20 protein-coding genes and 2 pseudogenes are annotated in these 20,856 nt (G+C 72.3%); 9 read left to right on the plus strand and 13 right to left on the minus strand.

Translation table 11 applies throughout. The features are described 5' to 3' along the window. Positions 1-16: 16 nt before the first annotated feature. A complete protein-coding gene (locus ACWCV3_RS18795) occupies positions 17-1,474 on the minus strand; it encodes a penicillin-binding transpeptidase domain-containing protein (protein WP_451225000.1) in 1,458 nt (485 codons plus the stop codon). A 99-nt stretch (positions 1,475-1,573) separates the two neighbouring features. Beyond that, positions 1,574-1,959 (minus strand): annotated as a pseudogene (locus ACWCV3_RS18800) (IclR family transcriptional regulator); the annotation flags it as partial. 297 nt (positions 1,960-2,256) lie between these two features. Here ACWCV3_RS18800 and ACWCV3_RS18805 point away from each other — a divergent pair. The 4 genes and pseudogenes from ACWCV3_RS18805 to ACWCV3_RS18820 all read left to right on the plus strand — a co-directional run bounded on the left by ACWCV3_RS18805 (position 2,257) and on the right by ACWCV3_RS18820 (position 4,963). Beyond that, positions 2,257-2,595: a hypothetical protein gene (locus ACWCV3_RS18805; RefSeq protein WP_451225003.1), complete on the plus strand. Its 339-nt coding sequence runs from the start codon at positions 2,257-2,259 to the stop codon at positions 2,593-2,595. A gap of 121 nt (positions 2,596-2,716) precedes the next feature. Beyond that, positions 2,717-3,013 (plus strand): annotated as a pseudogene (locus ACWCV3_RS18810) (GNAT family N-acetyltransferase); the annotation flags it as partial. Between the two features lie 83 nt (positions 3,014-3,096). After that, the gene (locus ACWCV3_RS18815) at positions 3,097-3,816 is read left to right on the plus strand and encodes a DsbA family oxidoreductase (RefSeq protein WP_451225005.1); all 720 of its coding nucleotides are present in this window, start codon (positions 3,097-3,099) and stop codon (positions 3,814-3,816) included. Positions 3,817-3,892: 76 nt separating this feature from the next. Next, positions 3,893-4,963, plus strand: a complete 1,071-nt coding sequence (locus ACWCV3_RS18820; RefSeq protein WP_451225008.1) for an aminotransferase class V-fold PLP-dependent enzyme — start codon at positions 3,893-3,895, stop codon at positions 4,961-4,963. Positions 4,964-5,050: 87 nt separating this feature from the next. Here the strand turns inward: ACWCV3_RS18820 and thpD are convergent, their stop codons facing one another. The 5 genes from thpD to ACWCV3_RS18845 form a co-directional block, all read right to left on the minus strand. After that, entirely contained in the window at positions 5,051-5,950 is a 900-nt protein-coding gene (gene thpD / locus ACWCV3_RS18825; protein ID WP_451225011.1) for an ectoine hydroxylase, read from the minus strand. Between the two features lie 5 nt (positions 5,951-5,955). Then, the gene (locus ACWCV3_RS18830; RefSeq protein WP_451225014.1) at positions 5,956-6,360 is read right to left on the minus strand and encodes an ectoine synthase; all 405 of its coding nucleotides are present in this window, start codon (positions 6,358-6,360) and stop codon (positions 5,956-5,958) included. An 86-nt stretch (positions 6,361-6,446) separates the two neighbouring features. After that, complete coding sequence (gene ectB / locus ACWCV3_RS18835; protein WP_451225017.1) at positions 6,447-7,718, minus strand: diaminobutyrate--2-oxoglutarate transaminase; 1,272 nt, start codon at positions 7,716-7,718, stop codon at positions 6,447-6,449. 23 nt (positions 7,719-7,741) lie between these two features. Continuing rightward, on the minus strand, positions 7,742-8,260 hold the full coding sequence (ectA, locus tag ACWCV3_RS18840; protein ID WP_451225020.1) for a diaminobutyrate acetyltransferase: 519 nt from the start codon (positions 8,258-8,260) through the stop codon (positions 7,742-7,744). 317 nt (positions 8,261-8,577) lie between these two features. Then, positions 8,578-9,678 (minus strand): pyridoxal-phosphate-dependent aminotransferase family protein, encoded by a 1,101-nt coding sequence (locus ACWCV3_RS18845; protein ID WP_451225023.1) that lies wholly within the window; start codon positions 9,676-9,678, stop codon positions 8,578-8,580. Positions 9,679-9,880: 202 nt separating this feature from the next. Between ACWCV3_RS18845 and ACWCV3_RS18850 the strand changes: the two genes are divergently transcribed. Genes ACWCV3_RS18850 through ACWCV3_RS18865 form a run of 4 tightly spaced genes read left to right on the plus strand, consistent with a single transcriptional unit; the run spans position 9,881 to position 13,475 of the window. Then, positions 9,881-10,723 (plus strand): basic amino acid ABC transporter substrate-binding protein, encoded by an 843-nt coding sequence (locus tag ACWCV3_RS18850; protein WP_451225025.1) that lies wholly within the window; start codon positions 9,881-9,883, stop codon positions 10,721-10,723. Between the two features lie 4 nt (positions 10,724-10,727). Next, positions 10,728-11,561 (plus strand): amino acid ABC transporter permease, encoded by an 834-nt coding sequence (locus ACWCV3_RS18855; RefSeq protein WP_451225028.1) that lies wholly within the window; start codon positions 10,728-10,730, stop codon positions 11,559-11,561. Then, entirely contained in the window at positions 11,558-12,340 is a 783-nt protein-coding gene (locus ACWCV3_RS18860) for an amino acid ABC transporter ATP-binding protein (protein ID WP_451225031.1), read from the plus strand. The genes ACWCV3_RS18855 and ACWCV3_RS18860 overlap by 4 nt, the downstream gene beginning before the upstream one ends. Positions 12,341-12,383: 43 nt before the next feature. Beyond that, positions 12,384-13,475 carry an amidohydrolase family protein gene (locus tag ACWCV3_RS18865; protein WP_451225034.1) on the plus strand — a complete coding sequence of 364 codons (1,092 nt, stop codon included), beginning with the start codon at positions 12,384-12,386 and terminating at the stop codon, positions 13,473-13,475. A 232-nt stretch (positions 13,476-13,707) separates the two neighbouring features. Here ACWCV3_RS18865 and cobC read toward each other — a convergent pair whose 3' ends face one another. Genes cobC through cobM form a run of 6 tightly spaced genes read right to left on the minus strand, consistent with a single transcriptional unit; the run spans position 13,708 to position 19,977 of the window. Next, on the minus strand, positions 13,708-14,760 hold the full coding sequence (gene cobC, locus ACWCV3_RS18870) for an Rv2231c family pyridoxal phosphate-dependent protein CobC (RefSeq protein WP_451225036.1): 1,053 nt from the start codon (positions 14,758-14,760) through the stop codon (positions 13,708-13,710). After that, positions 14,750-15,658, minus strand: a complete 909-nt coding sequence (locus ACWCV3_RS18875) for a sirohydrochlorin chelatase (RefSeq protein WP_451225039.1) — start codon at positions 15,656-15,658, stop codon at positions 14,750-14,752. The genes cobC and ACWCV3_RS18875 overlap by 11 nt, the downstream gene beginning before the upstream one ends. Beyond that, positions 15,655-16,242 (minus strand): precorrin-8X methylmutase, encoded by a 588-nt coding sequence (locus tag ACWCV3_RS18880; RefSeq protein ID WP_451225042.1) that lies wholly within the window; start codon positions 16,240-16,242, stop codon positions 15,655-15,657. The genes ACWCV3_RS18875 and ACWCV3_RS18880 overlap by 4 nt, the downstream gene beginning before the upstream one ends. Then, a complete protein-coding gene (cobJ, locus tag ACWCV3_RS18885) occupies positions 16,239-17,930 on the minus strand; it encodes a precorrin-3B C(17)-methyltransferase (RefSeq protein ID WP_451225044.1) in 1,692 nt (563 codons plus the stop codon). Before cobJ ends, ACWCV3_RS18880 begins: the two co-directional genes overlap by 4 nt. Further along, a complete protein-coding gene (gene cbiE / locus ACWCV3_RS18890) occupies positions 17,927-19,162 on the minus strand; it encodes a precorrin-6y C5,15-methyltransferase (decarboxylating) subunit CbiE (protein WP_451225046.1) in 1,236 nt (411 codons plus the stop codon). The genes cobJ and cbiE overlap by 4 nt, the downstream gene beginning before the upstream one ends. Beyond that, positions 19,159-19,977, minus strand: coding sequence for a precorrin-4 C(11)-methyltransferase (cobM, locus tag ACWCV3_RS18895; RefSeq protein ID WP_451225049.1), 819 nt, complete (start codon positions 19,975-19,977; stop codon positions 19,159-19,161). The genes cbiE and cobM overlap by 4 nt, the downstream gene beginning before the upstream one ends. A gap of 142 nt (positions 19,978-20,119) precedes the next feature. Between cobM and ACWCV3_RS18900 the strand changes: the two genes are divergently transcribed. After that, positions 20,120-20,851 carry a ZIP family metal transporter gene (locus ACWCV3_RS18900; RefSeq protein WP_451225052.1) on the plus strand — a complete coding sequence of 244 codons (732 nt, stop codon included), beginning with the start codon at positions 20,120-20,122 and terminating at the stop codon, positions 20,849-20,851. The last annotated feature ends 5 nt before the right edge of the window (positions 20,852-20,856 follow it).

A 20,856-nucleotide genomic window follows, 5' to 3' on the forward strand; every position in this document is an offset into this window, starting at 1 on the left:
ATCGACCCGGCGGCGCTCAGCTCTGCCTGAGCGCCGCCGCCATCATCGCCCGCGCCACCGGAGCGGCGAGCCCGTTGCCGCTGACCTCCGAGCGGGCGGCGCCGGACTGCTCCACCATCACCGCCACGGCGACCTCCTTGCCCGTGCTGTCCGACTTGCCGTACGCCGTGAACCAGGCGTACGGCGTCGCACTGTTGTTGGGGCCGTGCTGGGCGGTGCCGGTCTTGCCGCCGACCGTCACCCCGTCGATGAGCGCGTTGCGGCCGGTCCCGTCCCGGACCACCGTCTGCATCGCGGACCGGAGCTGCTCGGCGGTTCGGGTGCTGACGATCCGCTCGCGGCCGGCGTCGCCGAAGTCCTCCAGCACATCGCCGTCGCCCGTGGTGAGCCGAGACACCATATGAGGCGCCACCAGCTCGCCGCCGTTCGCTATGGCGGAGGACACCATGGCCATCTGGAGCGGAGTGGCGGTGACGTCGTACTGCCCGATGCCCGACAACGCGGTGAGCGCCTTGTCCATATGGGCCGGATATACGCTCGGGTACGCCCGCACCGGGACGTCCAGCTGGTCGTCGTCGAAGCCGAACTTCTCCGCCATGGCCCGCACCTTGTCCTGGCCCAGGTCGACGGCGAGCTTGCCGAAGACGTTGTTGCAGGAGTACTGCAGGGCCACCCGGATCGAGGCGTTCTCGCAGGGCGCGGCGGTGTTCTCGTTCGGCAGCTCGCGGGTGGTGCCCGGCGGGGTGTAGGGCACCGGGCTGTCGGTGGGCCGGTCCACGTCCGGGTACAGCCCGTTCTCCAGCGCGGCCGCGGCGACGACCAGCTTGAAGGTGGAGCCGGGCGGCAGCGGCTGCCGTATCGCCCGGTTGACCAGCGGCTTCTCCTTGTCGGTGGTGAGTTTCTGCCAGGCCGTCCCGGCCGTGTTCGCGGCGGTCAGCGCCGAGGGGTCGTAGGACGGCGTCGAGACCATGGCGAGGATCTCGCCGGTCTTCGGGTCGATCGCCACCGCCCCGCCCTTGTTGCCGCCCAGCGCCCGCGCGCCGGCCTTCTGCACGGCCGGGTCGATCGTGGTGATCACCTCGCCCGGATCGGCCCGCCGCCCGGTGACGGTGTCCATGACCGTGCGCAGCCGGGTGTCCGTGCCGTTGAGCAGATCGGCGTAGACGCCCTCGAGCTGCGTGGGGGCGTACGCCTGCGAGGCGTAACCGGTGACCGCCGCGTACAGCGGGCCGTCGGTGTACGTGCGCCGGTAGGCGAGATCGCTCCCGCCGACCCGGCCGGAACCGGTGACCGCCTTGCCGCCCACGACGATGTCGCCGAGCGGGCGTGAGTAGGTGCCGATGGCGTTCCGGCGGTTGTCGGGGGAGTCCGCGAGCGCCTTGCCGTCGTAGAACTGCACCCAGGTCGCCCGGAGCAGCAGGGCGAGTACGAGGAACAGGGTGAAGACGGCGGCGCGCCTGATCGTCTTGTTCATGGCGCAGGGGAAGACGGGCCGGACGCCCGGTTCCGTTCCCGTCCGGCCACGGTTCTCATCGCATGTTCAGATTTACCGTGCCGGTCTGGGGTGCCCTGCTCACAGCCGTCGCGTCGCCAGCGTCAGCCGGTCCCGCGCGTCCATCAGGGCGTCCTTGATCATTTGTTCGTGCGCCGGGGTCGGCCGGCCACCGGCACCGAGCAGCTCACGGCGTCCCGGGCCGGGGTCCGGTACGGCACGGCGACGCCGAAGCAGCGCAGGCCGAGGGTGTTCTCCTCGCGGTCCACGGCGTACCCCTGCGCACGGACGCGGTGCAGCTCGGCGATCAGTTCCTCCCGGTCGGTCACCGTGTGTTCGCTGAGCGCGGGGAGCTTCTCCGGCAGCAGCGCCCGGACCTGGTCGTCGGTGTGCGTGGCGAGCAGTGCCTTGCCCAGCGAGGTCGCGTGCGCGGGGAACCGGCGGCCGACGCGGGTGAAGGGGCGCAGAGGGCATCATCAATGGCACCGCGCTTACCAGCAGTGATACACGTACGGTCTGGGACAATCTGCAGGAGCCGGAGTACAACATCCCCTCCGTCGCCTACCTGACCCTCTACAACGCCCACCAGCTTGGCATTGCGCGCCCTGACCTGAGCACGGGATCGGCTGATACGCAGGCGCTGCTGGCTCGCTACAACCGCACCGGCGACAAGGCCGAACAATACGGTCGTGAGCTGATCGGTCTGTACAACGTCCTCGAAAACTACAACATGCTCAGCCGTGCCAGCTGAGAAGCGGAGACGCATGAAGAACACGCAGCCGTGGAAATCCTTCGTCCCTGCGGCGGTTAACTTCCTGCTCGGCATCCCGGCGATCGTGCCGATCTTCCTGGTCTGGTACGTCCTGTCCAATGGCCCCCTAGCCGATCTCGGCTGGACCAGCCGGAATCCGAACGAGGACGATGGGATGTTGCTCTGGTTGGTAATTGTCATCCCCGTCGTGGCCTGTTTCGGCGGGCTCTGGGCGCTGGTCAACTTCTGGCTGCGACGCAAGGTGCTTGATACCCCGGCCCCGTACCCGTACTGGTTGGTGTGTGTGACGGCGACTCTTGCCCCGTTCTTTGTGGGAATCGGAATCGGCTGAACACGCATCCAGGGAGGATTACATGAACAGCATCAGCCGACAGGGAACCAGCGTGGAGAACGGAATAACACGGCGATCAGTCGTGAGAGCCGCGCCCGTACGGGGAGGTGCTGTGCGGGGCGGGGAGATCGTCGCGATCGCCTCGTTCCGGACTCCGGAGGGCGAGCCGGTGGACACGGTGAAGCTGTACCAGTTCCACGTCTCGCCGGACCACTGGCGCGCGGGCCTCGGCAGCGCCCTGCACGCCGCCTGCGCCGAGCGGTGGGTCGCCGCCGGCAGGCGGACCGCCGTGCTCGACGTGCACGCGGACAACCGGCGCGCCCAGGCGTTCTACGCCTGCCGGGGCTGGGTGCCCGACCCGGAGAGGCCGCCCGCCGAGGACGACCACCACCTGTTCCTGCGCTGGACACCGCCGGGGAATGAACGAACCTGCTTGAACGTTCATGTACTGGACGGAGAGAGCCCCCGTCCGGTACGCACGAGCGGAAGAGAGCCCTGAAGATGCGCGTCGAGATCTGGTCCGACATCGCCTGTCCCTGGTGCTACGTCGGCAAGGCACGCTTCGAGAAGGCGCTCGCCGCGTTCCCGCACCGCGACGAGGTCGAGGTCGTGCACCGCTCCTTCGAGCTGGACCCCGGCCGCGCCAAGGGCGACGTCCAGCCGGTGCTCGACATGCTCACCCGCAAGTACGGAATGAGCGCGGCCCAGGCCGAGGCCGGCGAGGACAACCTCGGCGCCCAGGCCGCCGCCGAGGGGCTCGACTACCGCACCCGCGGCCGCGACCACGGCAGCACCTTCGACCTGCACCGCCTGCTGCACTTCGCCAAGGAGCAGGGCAGGCAGGAAGCGCTGCTGGACCGCCTCTACCGGGCCAACTTCGCCGACGAGCAGTCGGTGTTCACCGGTGGCGACGACCACCTGGTGGAGCTGGCCACCGAGGCCGGCCTGGACGCCGACGCCACCCGCGCGGTCCTCGCCGACCCCACCGTCTACGCCGACGAGGTCCGCGCCGACGAGCGCGAGGCCGCACAGCTCGGTGCGAACGGCGTCCCCTTCTTCGTCCTCGACCGAACCTACGGCGTCTCCGGCGCCCAGCCCGCCGAGGTCTTCACCCAGGCCCTCACTCAGGCGTGGGGCGACCGCTCCCCGTTGAAGGCGGTCGTCCAGGACGACGCCGGCACCTGTGGCCCCGACGGCTGCGCGGTGCCCCAGCAGGGCTGACGCATAAGGGTTGCTTGGGCACACCCTGTAGAGATGCGCGATGGACGACGGCCTCCGGGCGCCGCACAGTGGACCCATGGAGACCACGGAGACCACGGAGACGTTCGAGAGCCTCGTCCGCGCCGAGTTCGCCCCGGTCGGAGCCTTCCTCAACACCGCCAGCAACGGCCTGCTGCCCGCCCGCGCCGTCGCCGCCCTGCACGAGGCGGCCCTGCTGCGGGCGCAGGGGCAGCCGCTGACCGCGCTCTGGGAGGCGGTGGAGGCGTGCCGGGCCGCCTACGCCCGGCTCGCCGAGGTGCCCGTCGAACGGGTGGCGCTCGGCGCCTCGGTCGCCGCGCACGGCGGGGTGCTCGCCGCCTCGCTCCCGCCCGGCTCCGAAGTCCTGACCGCCGAGGACGACTTCGCCTCCGTGCCCAACCCCTTCCACGTCCGGGGCGATCTCAAGGTCCGCGCGGTGCCCGTGGAGCGGATCGCCGAGTCCGTCCGGCCCGGCACCGCGCTCGTCGCCGTCAGCGCCGCCCAGTCCGCCGACGGCAGGGTGGCCGACCTGCCCGCGCTGCGCGAGGCCGCCGCCATCCACGGTGCGCGTACCTACGTGGACTTCTCCCAGGCGGCCGGGTGGCTGCCGATGGAGGCGGGGGAGTGGGACTTCACGGCGTCGGTGTCCTACAAGTGGCTGCTCGGCCCGCACGGCGTCGCCTTCTTCGTCGTGCCCGAGGACTTCGGCGGGCTCACCCCGCTGCTCGCGAGCTGGGTCGCGGGCGAGCGGCCGTGGGACAGCTGCTACGGCCCCGTCACCGAACTCGCCCACACCGCCAGGCGGTTCGACCTCAGTCCCGCCCTCTTCTGCTATCCCGCGCTGCGCCGCTCCCTGGAGCTCATCGAGGAACTGGGCGTGCCGGCCATCCAGGCCCACGACACCGCCCTGGCCGACCGCTACCGGGCCGGGCTCGCCGCGCTGGGCCACGAGGCGCTGCCCGCGCCGGGCTCCGCGATCGTCTCGGTGCCGGGTCTCGGCTCCCGCCGGCCGGAGCTGAGCCGCGCCGGCATCGAGGTGTCCGCCCGGGCGGGCAACCTGCGGGCGTCCTTCCACCTCTACAACACGGAGGCGGACGTCGACCGTCTGCTGGACGCGCTCTCGGGCTGAGCTCTCCCCGCCCGCGGACATGACCGGGCCGGTGCCTCCCGTCCCACACGAAGAGGCACCGGCCCGGTGACAAGGGTCGGGCGAGGGCTACCGCACCGGAGTGAAGTCCCGCGCGCCGATGAACTCCGGCCTGCGCACCGGCGCCGCGAACGGCTCCACCGCCGTGTTCTCCACGCTGTTGAACACGATGAAGACGTTGCTGCGCGGGAACGGCGTGATGTTGTCGCCGGAGCCGTGCATGCAGTTGCAGTCGAACCACGTGGCGGAGCCCCCGGCGCCGGTGAACAGGCGGATGCCGTGCTCACCGGCCATCTCGGTCAGCGCCTCGTCGGACGGGGTGCCCGCGTCCTGCATCTGGAGCGACTTCTTGTAGTTGTCCTTCGGGGTGGCGCCGGCGCAGCCCAGGTACGTCTTGTGCGACCCCGGCATGATCATGAGGCCGCCGTTGGTGTCGTAGTTCTCGGTCAGCGCGATCGAGACGGACACCGTACGCATGTTGGGCAGCCCGTCCTCGGCGTGCCAGGTCTCGAAGTCCGAGTGCCAGTAGAACCCGCTGGCCCCGAAACCGGGCTTGACGTTGATCCGCGACTGGTGGACGTAGACGTCCGAGCCGAGGATCTGCCGGGCACGGCCGACCACCCGCTCGTCGTGCACCAGGTTGGCGAACAGCTCGCTGAGGCGGTGCACCTCGAAGACGGAGCGGATCTCCCCGGACTTCGGCTCGACGATCGAGCGCTCGTCGGCGCGGATCGCCGGGTCGCCGACCAGCCGTTCCAGCTCCCGCCGGTAGACCTGCACCTCGGCGGGGGTGATGATCTGGTCGACGGTGAGGAAGCCGTCGCGCTCGAACCCCTCCAGCTCGGCCGCCTGGATCGGGCCCGGCGTGTCGGGGGAACCCCAGACGACCGGGTCCTTGCGCGGGATGCGGACCTCGGTCGCGCCCCGGCTCGGGTACAGGTCGGTGGGGGCGGTGGTGAGCGTGGTCATGGTCCTCACGCCTCCTCGGGCTCGGTGAGCAACGGGTAGACGCCGTTCTCGTCGTGGTCCTCCCGGCCCGTCACGGGCGGGTTGAACACGCAGATGCAGCGGAAGTCCTCCTTCACCCGCAGCGTGTGGCGCTCGTGCCCGTTCAGCAGGTACATGGTGCCGGGCGTGATGGTGTACACCTGCCCGTCCTCGTGGTCGGTCAGCTCGGCCTCGCCCTCCGTGCAGACGACGGCCTCGATGTGGTTGGCGTACCACATCGACGTCTCGGTCCCGGCGTACAGGACCGTCTCGTGCAGGGAGAAGCCGACCCGCTCCTTGGCGAGCACGATGCGCTTGCTCTCCCAGGTACCCGATTTGGCCTTCACATGCCGGTCGGTGCCCTCGATGTCCTTGAACGAACGGACGATCACGGTGTCTCCTCCTCTTTACTGGCCGGTAGGACGGTCTAGCCGGTCAGGCGGTCTGGCTCATCAGGCGGTCTGGCTGGTCGGGCCGGTCAGGCGGTCTCGCGGACGGCGCGGGCGAGGATGCTCAGGCCCTCGTCCAGCTCCTGTGGGGTGATGGTCAGCGCGGGCAGCAGCTTGACGACCTCGCCCTGCGGGCCCGACGTCTCGATCAGCAGCCCCAGCTCGAAGGCGCGCCTGGCCACACGCGAGGCACGGTCGCTGCGGTGGAACTCCAGGCCCCACACCAGCCCGCGCCCGCGGTACTCCTTCACGTCGGCGAGGTTCTCCTCGGCGATGGAGATCAGCTCCCGCTCGACCTGCTCACCGCGCGTACGGGTCTGCTTCTCCATCGCGGCGCCGTCGGCCCAGTACGTCTCCAGCGCGGCCGTGGCGGTGACGAACGCCGGGTTGTTGCCGCGGAAGGTGCCGTTGTGCTCGCCCGGCTCCCAGATGTCCAGCTCCGGCTTGAACAGGCACAGCGACATCGGCAGGCCGTAGCCGGAGATCGACTTGGAGACCGTGACGATGTCCGGGGTGATCCCCGCCTCCTCGAAGGAGAAGAACGCGCCGGTGCGGCCGCAGCCCATCTGGATGTCGTCGACGATCAGCAGCATGTCCTGCCGCTCGCACAGCTCCTTCAGCGCGCGCAGCCACTCGGGCCGTGCCACGTTGATGCCGCCCTCGCCCTGCACGGTCTCGACGATCACCGCGGCCGGCTTGTTCAGGCCGGAGCCCTGGTCCTCCAGCAGCCGTTCGAACCACAGGAAGTCCGGCACGGTGCCGTCGAAGTAGTTGTCGAACGGCATCGGGGTGCCGTGCACCAGCGGGACGCCGGCGCCGGCCCGCTTGAAGGCGTTGCCGGTGACCGCGAGCGAGCCCAGGGACATGCCGTGGAAGGCGTTGGTGAACGACACGATCGCCTCGCGGCCCTTCACCTTCCGGGCCAGCTTCAGCGCGGACTCCACCGCGTTGGTGCCCGTCGGGCCCGGGAACATGACCTTGTAGGGCAGGTCGCGCGGCCGCAGGACCAGGTCCTGGAAGGTCTGGAGGAAGGTCCGCTTGGCCGTGGTCGACATGTCCAGGCCGTGGGTCACCCCGTCGCGGTCCAGGTAGTCGATCAGCGCCCTTTTGAGCACCGGGTTGTTGTGGCCGTAGTTGAGCGAGCCGGCCCCGGCGAAGAAGTCGAGGTAGGCGTGGCCGTCCTCGTCGTACATCCTGCTGCCCCGCGCCTGGTCGAACACGACGGGCCAGCCGCGGCAGTAGCTGCGGACCTCGGACTCAACCGTCTCGAAGACGCTCAGGTCGGGCTGGGTGATGGTCACGGTGATTCGCTCCTCGGGGGACGTCAGTGCGCCGGGACGTGGGTCAGCGGGCCTATGCGGTACAGCACTTCGGGGTCGTGCGGGCCGTCCGGGAACAGCTCCTCACCGAACAGGACCTCGCGGGTCAGCCCGGCGCCGTGGCGCTCGGCGAACGAGGTGAACAGCCGCTCGGACGCGGTGTTGCCGGGGGTGATGGTCGTCTCCACATCCGTCACGCCCCGCTCGGCGGCGAGCCGCGCGGTCAGCCCGTCCAGCAGCGCGGCGGCGACGCCCTTGCCGCGCTGGGAACCGTCCACGGCCACCTGCCAGACGAGCAGCGTGTGCGGACGGTCCGGGCGGACGTAGCCCGTGACGAACCCGACCGGCTCGCCGTCCGCGCCGCGGGCCACCGCAGAGGTGTCGGCGAAGTCACGGCACCACAGCAGATAGCTGTACGAGGAGTTCAGGTCGAGCTTTTTCGAGTCCTTGGCGAGATGCCACAGTGCGGCGCCGTCGGTGACCGCGGGTTTGTCGATGAGCAGGTCGGCGGATGCGGAAGTCATACGGCCTGAATTTAGCGAGGCGAATTGCGAAATGCACGGAGGCAATCTGGTCGGGGTCTGGACCTGTCGGCGGTATGCCTGGTTTGACCTGTGTCAAAGCGGGACGAAAAGCCCTCCGTGTGGAGTGCGTCACAGAACGGAAAACTGCTGGAAACCGGAGTTGTTTAGCTCTGCAAAAACCGGGCAGGAGAAAAGGGCTGAGCGTCATCGGGTTAATTCACGGGGAATTCACGTCATATGGATGAGTGGCTGAAGTGGTGGCCGGAAATGAAAGCGGCCCGCGCGGGAACACGCGGGCCGCTCGTCGGTGCCGTGGGTCAGAGCACGAACTCGTCCACCGCCGCCGCTGCCGCCGCGGTGTCCACCGTCAGCCCCTGTGCGGCGAGCGCCGTGCCCAGCGCCGTCAGCGCGCGGCGCACCACCTGCGGCGTGGCGTCGGGTCCGTAGTGGTTCACCCGGATCATCTCCCTGGCCAGCGCCCCGCCGCCGGCGGCCAGCGGCAGCCCCGGGTCGCTCTCCAGCGCCCGTGCCACCAGCTCCGAGGCCACCGTTCCCTCCGGCGCCCGAAGCGTGGTCGCCACCGGCGCCGCGTCCCGCTCCTCGCGCACGTACGGCCCGAGCCCGCCGCCCAGGGCGAGCGCACCGGCCCGCGTAGCCCGCGCGAGGTCACGGTGCCGGGCCGTCACGGCGTCCAGGCCGTCCGCCTCGATCCGCTCCACACAGGCCTCCAGCGCCAGCATCTCCAGCTGCGCCGGGGCGTGCGGGAGCGCCTTGCGGCCGGCGTCGATCCAGCGCTCCTTCCAGTCCAGCAGGGAGAGGTAGGAGCGGCGCGGGGCGGCGGGGTTGGCGGCCATCCGCTCCCAGGCCCGCTCGCTCACCGAGATCGCGGAGACGCCGGCGGGCCCGCCCATCGCCTTCTGCGCGCCGATCACACACAGGTCCACGCCCCACGCGTCCGGCAGCACCGGCTCGGCGCCGACCGAGGCGACCGCGTCCAGGTAGAAGAGGGCCCCCTGCTCCCGTACCGCCTCGCCGATCTCCGCGACCGGGTTGGTGTTGCCGGTGGCCGCCTCCGCGTGCACCAGGGAGACGAAGTCGATCTCCGGGTGCGCGGCGAAGGCCGCCCGGACCTGGTCCGCGGTGACCGCCGAGTCGAACGGCACCGCGAGGTCGTGCACGGTGGCGCCGGAGTCGCGCAGCCAGTCCCCGAAGGTCTGGCCGTACGGGCCGGTGATCACGTTCAGTGCCACGGTGCCCGGACCGGCGGCCGCGCGGATCGCGCCTTCCAGCGGCAGCAGCGCCTCGCCCTGGGTGATCAGTACGTCCTGCCGGGTGTCCAGCAGCCGGGCCACCCGGTCCTCGATGGCGGCGAACCGCGCGGCGGTCAGCGGGGGCAGGTCGAGGAGGGGATGGGTCACGGCGGGTGCCTTCTTCGCTCACGAGGTCCACGGGGCCGGCCCCGGCGGGCCGACGGTGACGAGGGTAACGGGCGGCCTCCACGCCGTTCTGACCGGCGACATCTTAGGCTGGACGGCCGCGAAACCATCAGATTGATTTGAGAGGCCCAAACCTCTCCTTATAATCGGAACCCACAGTTCCCCGGATCGGGAGATTCCCCCCATGAAGACCCTCCTTCGGCGCCGGCCCCGAGTGCTGGCGGCCATCACCGCGACGGCCGCGATCGCGCTCGTCGCCGGCTGCTCCTCCTCGGGCGACGGGGGCGGGAAGACCACCGTCAAGGGGGTCCACCTCGCCAACGGCGGAGCGCTGACCGTCTGCACCCACCTGCCCTACCCGCCGTTCCAGTCGGTGGTCGACGGCAAGGTGCAGGGTTTCGACGTCTCCCTGATCGACCTGGTCGCGGGGGACCTGGGCGTCAAGCAGAAGATCGTGGACACGCCGTTCGAGAACTTCAAGACCGGCGCCTTCCTCAACTCCGGCCAGTGCGACCTGGCCGCGGCGGGCATGACGATCACCGACGAGCGCAAGAAGAACGTCGACTTCTCCGACCCGTACTTCGAGGCCACGCAGGCCGTACTGGTCGACAGGAAGAGCGGTGTCAAGTCGCTGGCGGACCTCAAGGGCAAGAAGCTCGGGGCGCAGGCGCAGACCACCGGTGAGGACCTCGCCAAGAGCAAGGGCCTCGACCCGGTCTCCTTCCACTCCTCGGACGCTGTCCTCAACGGCCTGCGCACCGGGCAGGTCCAGGCCGTGGTCATCGACTACCCGGTGGTCCAGGGCTGGCTGAAGGACAAGGCCAACGCCTCCGCCTTCCAGGTGGTGGACAACATCAACACCGGTGAGCAGTACGGCTTCACGGTGAAGAAGGGCAACACCGCCCTGCGCGACGCGATCAACAAGGCGCTCGCCCGCGCCAAGTCCGACGGCGAGTACAAGAAGATCTACGAGAAGTGGATCGGCCCGTACGACCCGTCCGCCGCCTCCCCCTCCGCGGGCTCCTGAGCCGATGGCCGACACGGACACCCGCATCCAGCCCCGCAGGAAGGGCCTGACCCGCAGGCAGCGGCGCAGGCTCTCGCGCGGCGCGCAGTACGTCGTCTTCGTCGCCGCGGTCCTCGCCTTCGCGTTCTCCGCCGACTGGGGACGGCTGAAGAACCAGTTCGCGCAGCTGCCCATCGCCGAGCAGATGTTCCCGGACATCATCACGCTGGCGCTGAAGAACACCGTGCTCTACACGCTGTCCGGCTTCGTCGTCGGGCTCGTGCTGGGCATCGTCGTCGCCCTGATGCGGCTGTCCTCCGTGGGGCCGTACCGCTGGCTCGCCGGCATCTACATCGAGATCTTCCGCGGCCTGCCCGCCCTGCTGATCTTCATCTTCGTCGGCGTCGGCGTGCCGCTGGCCTTCCCGGACGTGCAGTATCCGGGCGGCACCTACGGCAAGGTCGCGGTCGCCCTCGGCCTGGTCTCGGCCGCCTACATGGCCGAGACGATCCGGGCGGGCATCCAGGCGGTGCCCAAGGGGCAGATGGAGGCGGCGCGCTCGCTGGGCTTCTCGCCCGCGCGGGCCATGATCTCCATCGTCATCCCGCAGTCGTTCCGCATCATCCTGCCCCCGCTCACCAACGAACTCGTCCTGCTCTTCAAGGACTCCTCGCTGGTGCTGTTCCTCGGTGTCACGCTGGAGGAGCGCGAGCTGTCCAAGTTCGGCAACGACCTGGCCAGCACCACTGCCAACTCCACCCCCATCCTGGTGGCCGGCCTGTGCTATCTGCTGGTCACCATCCCGCTCGGCTTCGTCGTACGGCGGATGGAGTCCAGGTCCCAGGAGGCGATCCGGTGAGCAGTCCCGAGATCCGCGTCGAGGGGCTGCACAAGTCCTTCGGCGACAACCACGTCCTGCGCGGCGTCGACCTGGAGATCGGCCAGGGCGAGGTGGTCTGCGTCATCGGACCGTCCGGCTCCGGCAAGTCCACCCTGCTGCGCTGCGTCAACCTGCTGGAAGAACCCCAGCAGGGCACCATCGTCGTCGGCGGCACCGAGCTGACGGACCCGGACGTGGACATCGACGCCGTACGGCGGCGCATCGGCATGGTGTTCCAGCAGTTCAACCTGTTCCCGCACCTCGACGTCACCGAGAACCTCACGCTGCCCCAGCGCCGGGTGCTCGGGCGGGACACGGCGGCGGCGGAGAAGGTCGCGGCGGAGAACCTGGCGCGCGTCGGTCTCTCCGACAAGGCGCACGCCTACCCGTCCTCGCTCTCCGGCGGCCAGCAGCAGCGGGTGGCCATCGCCCGCTCGCTCGCCATGGGCCCCGAGGTGATGCTCTTCGACGAGCCGACCTCCGCGCTCGACCCCGAGCTGGTCGGCGACGTGCTCGCGGTGATGCGGGGGCTCGCCGAGGAGGGCATGACCATGATGGTCGTCACCCACGAGATGACCTTCGCCCGCGAGGTCGCGGACCGGGTCGTCTTCATGGACGGCGGTGTCATCGTCGAGCAGGGCACGCCGGAGGAGGTCATCGGGAACCCGAAGAACGAGCGGACCCGGCACTTCCTCTCCCGCGTCCTGGACCCGGCGAAGGCCGATGTCGAGGACGCGGCGGGCAGGGCCGGGGAGTAGCCGGGGCTTCAACGGGCCGGGCCCGCTCACTAAGGTGCGGTGCATGAGCGATCACGCGGTGCTGCACGTGAAGGGGCGGGTCCTGGCCGGGCCCGACGACGTCCGCGACGAGCTGTGGGTGGTCGGCGGCCGTGTCACCTACGACCGCCCCGCCGGCGCCGGCGACATCGGAGCCGTCCAGGGCTGGGTGCTGCCCGGCCTGGTCGACGCCCACTGCCATGTCGGCCTCGGCGCGCAGGGCCCGGTCGACGCGGGCACCGCCGAGAAGCAGGCCCTCACCGACCGTGAGGTTGGAGCCCTGCTGCTCCGGGACGCCGGTTCTCCCTCCGACACCCGCTGGGTGGACGACCGCGACGACCTCCCGAAGATCATCCGTGCCGGCCGGCACATCGCCCGCACCCGGCGCTACATCCGGGGGTACGCCCACGAGATCGAGCCCGCCGACCTCGTCGCCCACGTCGCGCGGGAGGCGCGGCGCGGGGACGGCTGGGTCAAGCTGGTCGGCGACTGGATCGACCGGGGCGCCGGCGACCTCGCGCCCTGCTGGCCGCGCGAGGCGATCGAGGCGGGCATCGCGGAGGCGCACCGGCTGGGCGCGCGGGTCACCGCGCACTGCTTCGCGGAGAGCTCGCTCCGGGATCTGGTGGAGTCCGGCATCGACTGTGTCGAGCACGCCACCGGCCTCACCCCCGAGCTGATCCCCCTCTTCGCCGAGCGCGGGGTCGCCATCGTGCCGACCCTGGTCAACATCGCCACCTTCCCCGGCCTGGCGGCGGGCGGCGAGGAGAAGTACCCTCGCTGGTCGGCCCACATGCGGCGCCTGCACGAGCGGCGCTACGACACGGTGCGCGACGCCTACGACGCGGGCATCCCGGTGTACGTCGGTACCGACGCGGGCGGCTCGCTGCCGCACGGGCTGGTCGCCGCCGAGGTCGCGGAACTGGTCACCGCCGGCATCCCGCCCGTCGAGGCGCTGGCCGCCACCACCTGGGCCGCCCGCGCCTGGCTGGGCCGCCCCTGCCTGGAGGAGGGCGCCCCGGCCGACCTGGTGGTCTACGAGTGCGACCCGCGCGCCGACGTGCGGGTGCTCGCGGCGCCGCGCCGGGTGGTGCTGAACGGGCGGGTCGTGCAGTAGGCGATGCGAACAGCCGTTCCCGCTCAATCGAAGACAAGGGCGGGAACCCCGCGACGGAGTGAAGCGACCCGAGACCGCAGACCGTTCACCCGGAGTGCGGAAGGGCTGCCGTGTCCCGAGCACGTTCCTCGGGGTCCCACCGCCTTGAACACATCGCGGGCGGCGCCCTGGCCTGCTCCTGCTGGGCGGCGGCGCGGCGGCCATGGCCCGCAGACGCCGGTCCTGAGGGGCGTCACCCCAGCGCCGTGCCGAGCGCCTCCACGAACCCCGCCGTCGTCGTCCGGTCCCGGACCGCCACCCGGAGCCAGCCGGGGCCCAGGCCCGGGAAGGTGTCGCCGCGGCGGACCGCGTAACCCAGCCCGCGCAGACGGTGCCGGACACGCCGCGCGTCCGGCAGCTCCAGCAGGACGAACGGGGCCTCGGCCGGGCCGGTGACCTTCACACCGTACGGAGCCAACTCCGCCAGGCCGGTGAGGAGCTCGGCGCGGTCGGCGGCCGTGCGGTGGGCCGCGTGGGCCGCCTCGGCGAGGGCGCGGGGGGCCATGCAGGCCCGGGTCGCGGCCAGGGCCGGGGTGGACACCGGCCACAGGGGCTGGGCCCGTTCCAGGGCGGTGACCGTCTCCGGGGGCGCGAGGACGTAGCCGACCCGGAGCCCGGCCAGGCCCCAGGTCTTGGTGAGGCTGCGCAGCACCACCAGGCCGGGCACGTCCGTCCGCCCCGCCAGCGCCTCCCGCTCACCCGGCACCGCGTCCATGAACGCCTCGTCCACGACCAACGTCCGTCCAGGACGGGCCAGTCGCGTGAGCACCCGGGCCGGATGGAGCACCGAGGTCGGATTCGTCGGGTTGCCGACGATCACCAGGTCGGCGTCCTCGGGCACCAGGGACGGGTCCAGCCGGAACCCGTCCCGCGCCCTCAGCAGCACCCGCTCCACCGGGTGCCCCGCGTCCCGCAACGCCGCTTCCGGCTCGGTGAACTGGGGGTGCACCACCACCGGCCGGCGCACCTCCAGCGCCCGGGCGAGCAGCACGAACGCCTCCGCCGCGCCCGCCGTCAGCAGCACCCGCCGCACCGGCAGCCCGTGCCGTTCCGCCACCGCCGCCCGCGCGGCCCGCCCGTCCGGGTAGGCCGCGAGGCCGGCCAGCGAGGCGGCGATCTCCTCGCGCAGCCAGCGCGGAGGTGTGTCCGCGCGGACGTTGACGGCGAGGTCCACCAGGTCCGCCCCCGCGTCACGGACCTCGGCGTCCCCGTGGTGGCGCAGATCTGGCCCGGCGTCAGTGCTCATGGCTGTGGGAGTGGCCGTGGTGGTGCCCGTGCCCGTGGCCGTCGTCGTCCGGGTGGAAGTGCGGCTGCTGGGGCCGGCCCACCTTGTCCTCGAACCCCGGCAGCGCGATCCGGTACACACAGGAGTCGCAGTTCATGCGCAGATCACCGGCGACGGCCTCCGCGTACCGTTCCATCACCAGGTCCAGCAGCTCCGGCTCGGGTCCGATCACGTCCGCCGAGCGCACCTCCACCTCCGGGTGCGCGGCCGCCCACTCCTCGGTCTGCCGCCGCACCCGGTCCGGCAGGACACCGGTGAACAGGAAGTACGGCAGCACGACGACCCGCCGCGCCCCCAGCCGGGCGACCCGGTCCAGGCCGCTGCGCACGTCCGGTGCCGCCAGCGACACGAACGCCGTCTCCACGCCCGCGTATCCGCGGCCCTCCCAGAGAAGCCGGGCCGCCTTGCACACCTCGGCGTTGGCGTCCGGGTCGGTGGAGCCGCGTCCGACCAGCAGCACGGTCGCGTCCTCGCGGGGGGTGCCGGCCAGGGTCTCGTCCAGCCGGCGTTCGAGCACCCGCAGCAGGGCGGGGTGCGGGCCGAGGGGGCGGCCGTAGGTGTAGGTGAGGCCCGGACGGCGCTCCTTCTCGCGGGCCAGCGCCGCCGGAATGTCGCCCTTGGCGTGCCCGGCGGACACCAGCATCAGCGGCACGGCGGCGAAGCGGCGTACGCCCCGCTCGACCAGCTCGGTGACGGCCTCGCCCAGCGGGGGCGGGGACAGCTCGATGAACCCGCCCGCGACGGGCAGTTCGGGGTGGCGGCGGCCCAGCTCCCGCACGAAGTTGCGGAAGGCCTCGGCCCCGGCCTCGTCACGGGTGCCGTGTCCGGCGATCAGCAGGGCGGGCGGCTGGGTGGTCACAGGTGCTCCTCGGGGTGGGTCGGGTGGTACAGCAGGGCGTTGAGTGCGGCCGCGGCGACCGCCGAGCCGCCCTTCTCGGACACGTTGCTCACGGCGGGCAGCCCGCTCGCGCGCAGCGCCTCCTTGGACTCGGCGGCGCCCACGAAGCCGACCGGCAGCCCGATGACGAGCGCCGGGTCGGCGTCCAGGGTGAGCAGTTCCTCCAGCGCGGTCGGCGCGCAGCCGATCACCCACAGCGCGCCGGGACCGACCTGCTCGTGGGCGAGCCGCACCGCTTGGGCCGAACGGGTCAGGCCGTCGGAGGACCTGGCCTCCCGCAGCCGGCAGACGGTGTCGCGGCGGGTGATCCCGGCCGCCACCATCTCCACGTCCACGACGACCGGCGCCCCGGCGTGCAGCGCGGCGTGCCCGCGCCGGAGGTCGGCCTCGGCGGTGACGAGGTCGGTGGCGTAGTCGAGGTCGGCGGCGGAGTGGACGACCCGCTCCACCACCGCGCGGGTCAGCGGCGGGAAGCCGGAGGTGTCCAGGCGGGCGCGCAGCCGCCGGAACGACTCCTGCTCGATGGGGTGGACGACGCGGTTCACCGGGCCTCCTCCCGGGCGTGCTGCCAGCGGTAGCCGCGCGGGGTCACCATGCGCCCGGCGATGTTCCGGGTGGCGGTGTTGCCGACGGTGACCACGGTCATCATGTCGATTGTCGCCGGGTCGAGTCCGGCGAGCGTGGTCAGCCGCGCGGACTCGTCCGGCCGGGAGGCGTTGCGCACCACACCGACCGGCGTCCCCGGTTCCCGGTGGCCCGCAAGCACGGCGAGCGCCTTGGGGAGCTGCCAGTCCCGGCCGCGCGAGCGGGGGTTGTAGAAGGTCACCACGATGTCCGCCTCGGCGGCCGCGCGCACCCGGCGCTCGATGACCTCCCACGGGGTGTGCAGGTCCGAGAGGCTGATCGACACATGGTCGTGGCCCAGCGGCGCGCCCAGCACCGCCCCGGCCGCGAGAGCCGCCGTCACACCGGGCACGCCGACCACGTCGATGTCGTCGGACGCCTCGGCGAGCGCGGGGGAGGCCATGGCGTACACGCCCGCGTCCCCGCTGCCGATCAGCGCCACCGCGTGGCCCTTGCGGGCCTCCGCGACCGCGGTACGTGCCCGCTCCTCCTCCGCGCCGAGCCCCGACTCCAGCACCCGGGTGCCGGGCCGGACCAGGTCGCGGATCTGGTCGACGTACTGGTCCAGGCCCACCAGCACCGAGGCGCGTCGCAGTTCGGCGGCCGCGCGAGGGGTCAGCAGGTCGCGGGCCCCCGGCCCGATCCCGACCACCGCGAGCCGTCCCCGGCCCGGACGCCGTACGACTGCGCAGGTCGCCATGGCGGGTCTGGCCGCCGACTTCCGCTTGGGTACGAGGAGTTCACCGCCGTTCCGCAGCGCGGCCGCCTCCGCCACGGACGGGGTGCCGACCGCCGCGAGAGGCGCGTCGGAGGGGTTCGGCACGGACACGGCGGCCAGTTCTGCCGCCGGGTACGTCACCAGGGGCACGCCCAGCCGCCCGGCGGCGGCCACGATGCCGGGCTCCTGCGACTTCGCGTCCACGGTGGCGAGTTCGGCCACCGACCGCACCGACAGACCCGCCCCGCGCAGGGTCTCCTCGATCAGTGCGAGCACCTCCTCCACGGGCGCGCCCCTGGACGCGCCGACCCCGACGACCAGGGACGGCGGGCGCAACAGCACCTCGCACGGGCCCGGCCGCACGGCACGGTCGGTCAGTCGCACGGTGTACGCGCCCTGTCCGGCGAAGGGCACCGGAGGCAGCGGCCAGGACGTCTCGGCCTCCAGCGCCACCGGTTCCCCGTCCAGCAGCGCTCGCGACACCGCCGCGACCGCGCCCTCCACCGGCAGCCCGAGGCTGTCCAGACCGGCCAGACCCACCGCGTCCGTCGCCGTCGTCACCACGGGCTCCGCACCCAGCAACCCGGCCACCTCGTGGGCCAGTTCATTGGCGCCCCCGCCGTGCCCGCCGACCAGGGACACCGCGAACCGGCCGCCCTCGTCCACGCACACCACACCCGGATCGGCCGCCTTGTCCCCGAGCAGCGGGGCCAGCAGCCGGACCGTGGCGCCGGTGGCCAGGAAGCACACCAGCCGGTCGCACTCCGCGAACGCCGCCCGTACGGCCTCCCCGGCCGGGCCCTCGTACACCCGCGTACGGTCCGGCCAGGCCGCGGCCAGCCGGTCGCGGGCCACCGCCCCCGCCGCGGTGGCGGAAATCAGGCCGATCACTGGACTCCTCCTTCACTCCGCGCCGGGAGGCGGTCGCCCCACAGCAGGAAAACGGGGTTGCCGGCCGCCAGCCGGGTCACGTCACCCGGCAGCGGCGCCAGCCGCGACGACTGCAGCAGCACGCCGTCGCACGCCAGCCCGGCCCGCGTCAGCGCCGTGCGCACCGGGGCGACCCGGTCCAGCGCCGCCACGGCCACCACGACCGTGCGCCGCGCCCGCTGCGCGCAGACCCCTACCACCGCGGGCAGATCACGCCCGCCACCGCCCACGAACACCGCGTCGGGCTCGTCGAGGCCGGACAGCGCCTGCGGGGCGGTGCCGTGCACCACGCTCACGTCGACACCGTGGGCGCGGGCGTTGGCCCGTACCCGGCCGGCCCCGTCCCCGGTCCTCTCCACGGCGGTCACGGCGGCGCCGAGCCGGGCGCACTCCACGGCCACCGAGCCCGACCCCGCGCCCACGTCCCACACCAGGTCGCCCAGGCGCGGCCCGAGCCGGGCGAGCGCCAGCGCCCGCACCTCGAACTTGGTGATCATCGAGTCCCGGTGCGCGAACTCGCTCTCCGCGAGCGCCCATCGCGCGGGCCCGGCACCCGGACCGGCGACCGTGCGCGGGCCGTCCGCCGTGCGGGCCTCGTCCAGGCACAGCACCACGCTCACCGCCGGCCCCCAGTCCCGCGCGGCGGCCTCGGCGGGCGTCACCCGCTCCACCCGCTCCCGCTCCGGATCACCGAGCGCGCTCACCACGACCAGCGTCCGGCCCGTACCGTCCAGCCGGGCACCCAGCTCGGCCGGACCCGAGCCGGGGCCGGTCAGCACGGCGACCTTCGGGCGCGCCCGGCACACGTTCACCGCCGTCCGGAGGTCGCGCCCGTGCGCGCTCACCACCACCGCGTCGTCCCAGGCCAGCCCCAGCCGGGCGAAGGCGCCCGCCACCGAGGAGACCCCCGGCCGCACATCGAGCAGCCCCGCGCCGAAGCGTTCCGCCAGCACCCGCACGATCCCGAAGAACCCCGGATCACCCGAGGCCAGCACCACCACCGGCCGTTCCCCGGCCACGTACCTCCCGATCGCGTCCAGGGCGGGCGCCAGCGGACCGAGCACCACGCGTGCCGCGCCCCCGGGCACCGGCGCCGCGTCCAGATGGCGCCGACCGCCGACCACCAGTTCCGCCCCGGCGAGCGCGTCCGGCGGGAGCGGCGCGCCCGTTCCCGCGCCGACGACCGTGATCAACTGCTCGCCCCCCGCTCACGCAGCGCCCGGCGCGCCTCGGGGTCGGCCTTGCGGAAGCCGTGGAAGTGGCCGGGGTGGTACAGGTGCGAGCGGGTGCCGTGCGCGTCCAGCGCGGCGCCGACCAGGAACAGGGTGTGCTTCCACAGCCGGTGCTCCTTGACCGTCTCCTCCAGGGTGCCGATCGTGCACCGCACCACCAGCTCCTCCGGCCACGTCACCTGATGGGCGACCACGACCGGGGTGGACGTCGGGTAGCCGCCCTCCAGCAGCTCACGCACCAACTGGCCGCTGCGTGCCGCTGACAGGAACACCGCCATCGTGGTGCCGTGCCGGGCGAACTCGCGCACCTCCTCACCGGGCGGCATCGGCGTCTTGCCGCCGCCGAGCCTGGTCAGGATCACCGACTGGGCCACCTCGGGGATGGTCAGCTCCCGCCCGGCCAGCGCGGCCACCGCCGAGAACGACGACACGCCCGGCACGATCTCCGTGGCGATCCCGGCCTCCGCGCACCGGTCCAGCTGCTCCTGCGTGCCGCCCCACAGCGAGGGGTCCCCGGAGTGCACCCGCGCGACCTTCAGGCCCTCCGCACGGGCACGCCGGTACACGGCCACGACGTCCTCCAGCGAGAGGGCCGCCGAGTCCAGGATCTCCGCGTCCGCGCGGGCGTGCTCCAGCACCTCGGCGCGGACCAGACTGGCCGCCCAGATCACCACGTCCGCCTCCGCGATCGCGCGGGCCGCGCGGAACGTCAGCAGGTCGGCGGCACCGGGCCCGGCACCGACGAACGTCACCTTGCCGGTGGGGGCATCGGCCATGGGAAGGGTCCTCTCCTACGGGAAGCCCGGACGTGTGGTCGTGGTCCGGGAGTCAGTGAAACTGGGGTGAAAATCAGACTTTGGTGAGGTTTGTGGGTCGCAGGATGTGCGCACAGGGCCCCGCATCGGATAGCAAGGGCCTATGGCGGTCCTTGTCGCGCTCGGCGCGTTCCTGATGACGCTGGCCGGCGGCTGGACGGCACAGCACGTGACCGACCGTCGCCACCTGGTCCTGGGCCTGGCCGGCGGCCTCATGCTGGGCGTGGTCGGCCTCGACCTGCTCCCCGAGGCGCTGGAGGCGGCCGGTCACAAGGTGTTCGGCGTCCCCGCCGCGCTCGTCCTGTTCGTCGCCGGATTCCTGCTGGCCCATCTGGTGGAACGTCTCCTCGCCGGACGGCAGGCCGCGCACGGCGCCGGCGAGCACACCCACCGGGCGCCCGAGGTCGGCCTCACGGCGGCCGCCGCGATGGTCGGGCACAGCTTCATGGACGGCGTCGCCATCGGCGCTGCCTTCCAGATCGGCAGCGGCATGGGGCTGTCCGTCGCCCTCGCCGTGATCGCCCACGACTTCGCCGACGGCTTCAACACCTTCACCATCACCAGCCTGTACGGCAACGCCCGCCGCCGGGCCGTCGCCATGCTGGTCGCCGACGCCTGCGCGCCCATGCTGGGCGCGCTGTCCACGACGTTCGTGCACATCCCGGAACCGCTGCTCGGCGGCTACCTCGGCCTCTTCGGCGGCGCGCTGCTCTACCTCGCAGCCGCCGAGATCCTCCCCGAGGCCCACCACGAGCACCCCGCCCGCTCCACCGTGCTGTGCACCGTCGCGGGCGCGGCCTTCATCTGGCTGGTGGTCGGCCTCTCCGGCGGCTGACCCCC

Source organism: Streptomyces sp. NPDC001781, assembly GCF_053596035.1.

What these genes read in the sequence shown, in the direction of transcription:
- ACWCV3_RS18795 (WP_451225000.1), bottom strand. Translation starts at nt 1,474, where the DNA reads ATGAACAAGACGATCAGGCGCGCCGCCGTCTTCACCCTGTTCCTCGTA.
- ACWCV3_RS18805 (WP_451225003.1), top strand. Translation starts at nt 2,257, where the DNA reads ATGAAGAACACGCAGCCGTGGAAATCCTTCGTCCCTGCGGCGGTTAAC.
- ACWCV3_RS18815 (WP_451225005.1), top strand. Translation starts at nt 3,097, where the DNA reads ATGCGCGTCGAGATCTGGTCCGACATCGCCTGTCCCTGGTGCTACGTC.
- ACWCV3_RS18820 (WP_451225008.1), top strand. Translation starts at nt 3,893, where the DNA reads ATGGAGACCACGGAGACCACGGAGACGTTCGAGAGCCTCGTCCGCGCC.
- thpD (WP_451225011.1), bottom strand. Translation starts at nt 5,950, where the DNA reads ATGACCACGCTCACCACCGCCCCCACCGACCTGTACCCGAGCCGGGGC.
- ectA (WP_451225020.1), bottom strand. Translation starts at nt 8,260, where the DNA reads ATGACTTCCGCATCCGCCGACCTGCTCATCGACAAACCCGCGGTCACC.
- ACWCV3_RS18850 (WP_451225025.1), top strand. Translation starts at nt 9,881, where the DNA reads ATGAAGACCCTCCTTCGGCGCCGGCCCCGAGTGCTGGCGGCCATCACC.
- ACWCV3_RS18855 (WP_451225028.1), top strand. Translation starts at nt 10,728, where the DNA reads ATGGCCGACACGGACACCCGCATCCAGCCCCGCAGGAAGGGCCTGACC.
- ACWCV3_RS18865 (WP_451225034.1), top strand. Translation starts at nt 12,384, where the DNA reads ATGAGCGATCACGCGGTGCTGCACGTGAAGGGGCGGGTCCTGGCCGGG.
- cobC (WP_451225036.1), bottom strand. Translation starts at nt 14,760, where the DNA reads ATGAGCACTGACGCCGGGCCAGATCTGCGCCACCACGGGGACGCCGAG.
- cobM (WP_451225049.1), bottom strand. Translation starts at nt 19,977, where the DNA reads ATGGCCGATGCCCCCACCGGCAAGGTGACGTTCGTCGGTGCCGGGCCC.
- ACWCV3_RS18900 (WP_451225052.1), top strand. Translation starts at nt 20,120, where the DNA reads ATGGCGGTCCTTGTCGCGCTCGGCGCGTTCCTGATGACGCTGGCCGGC.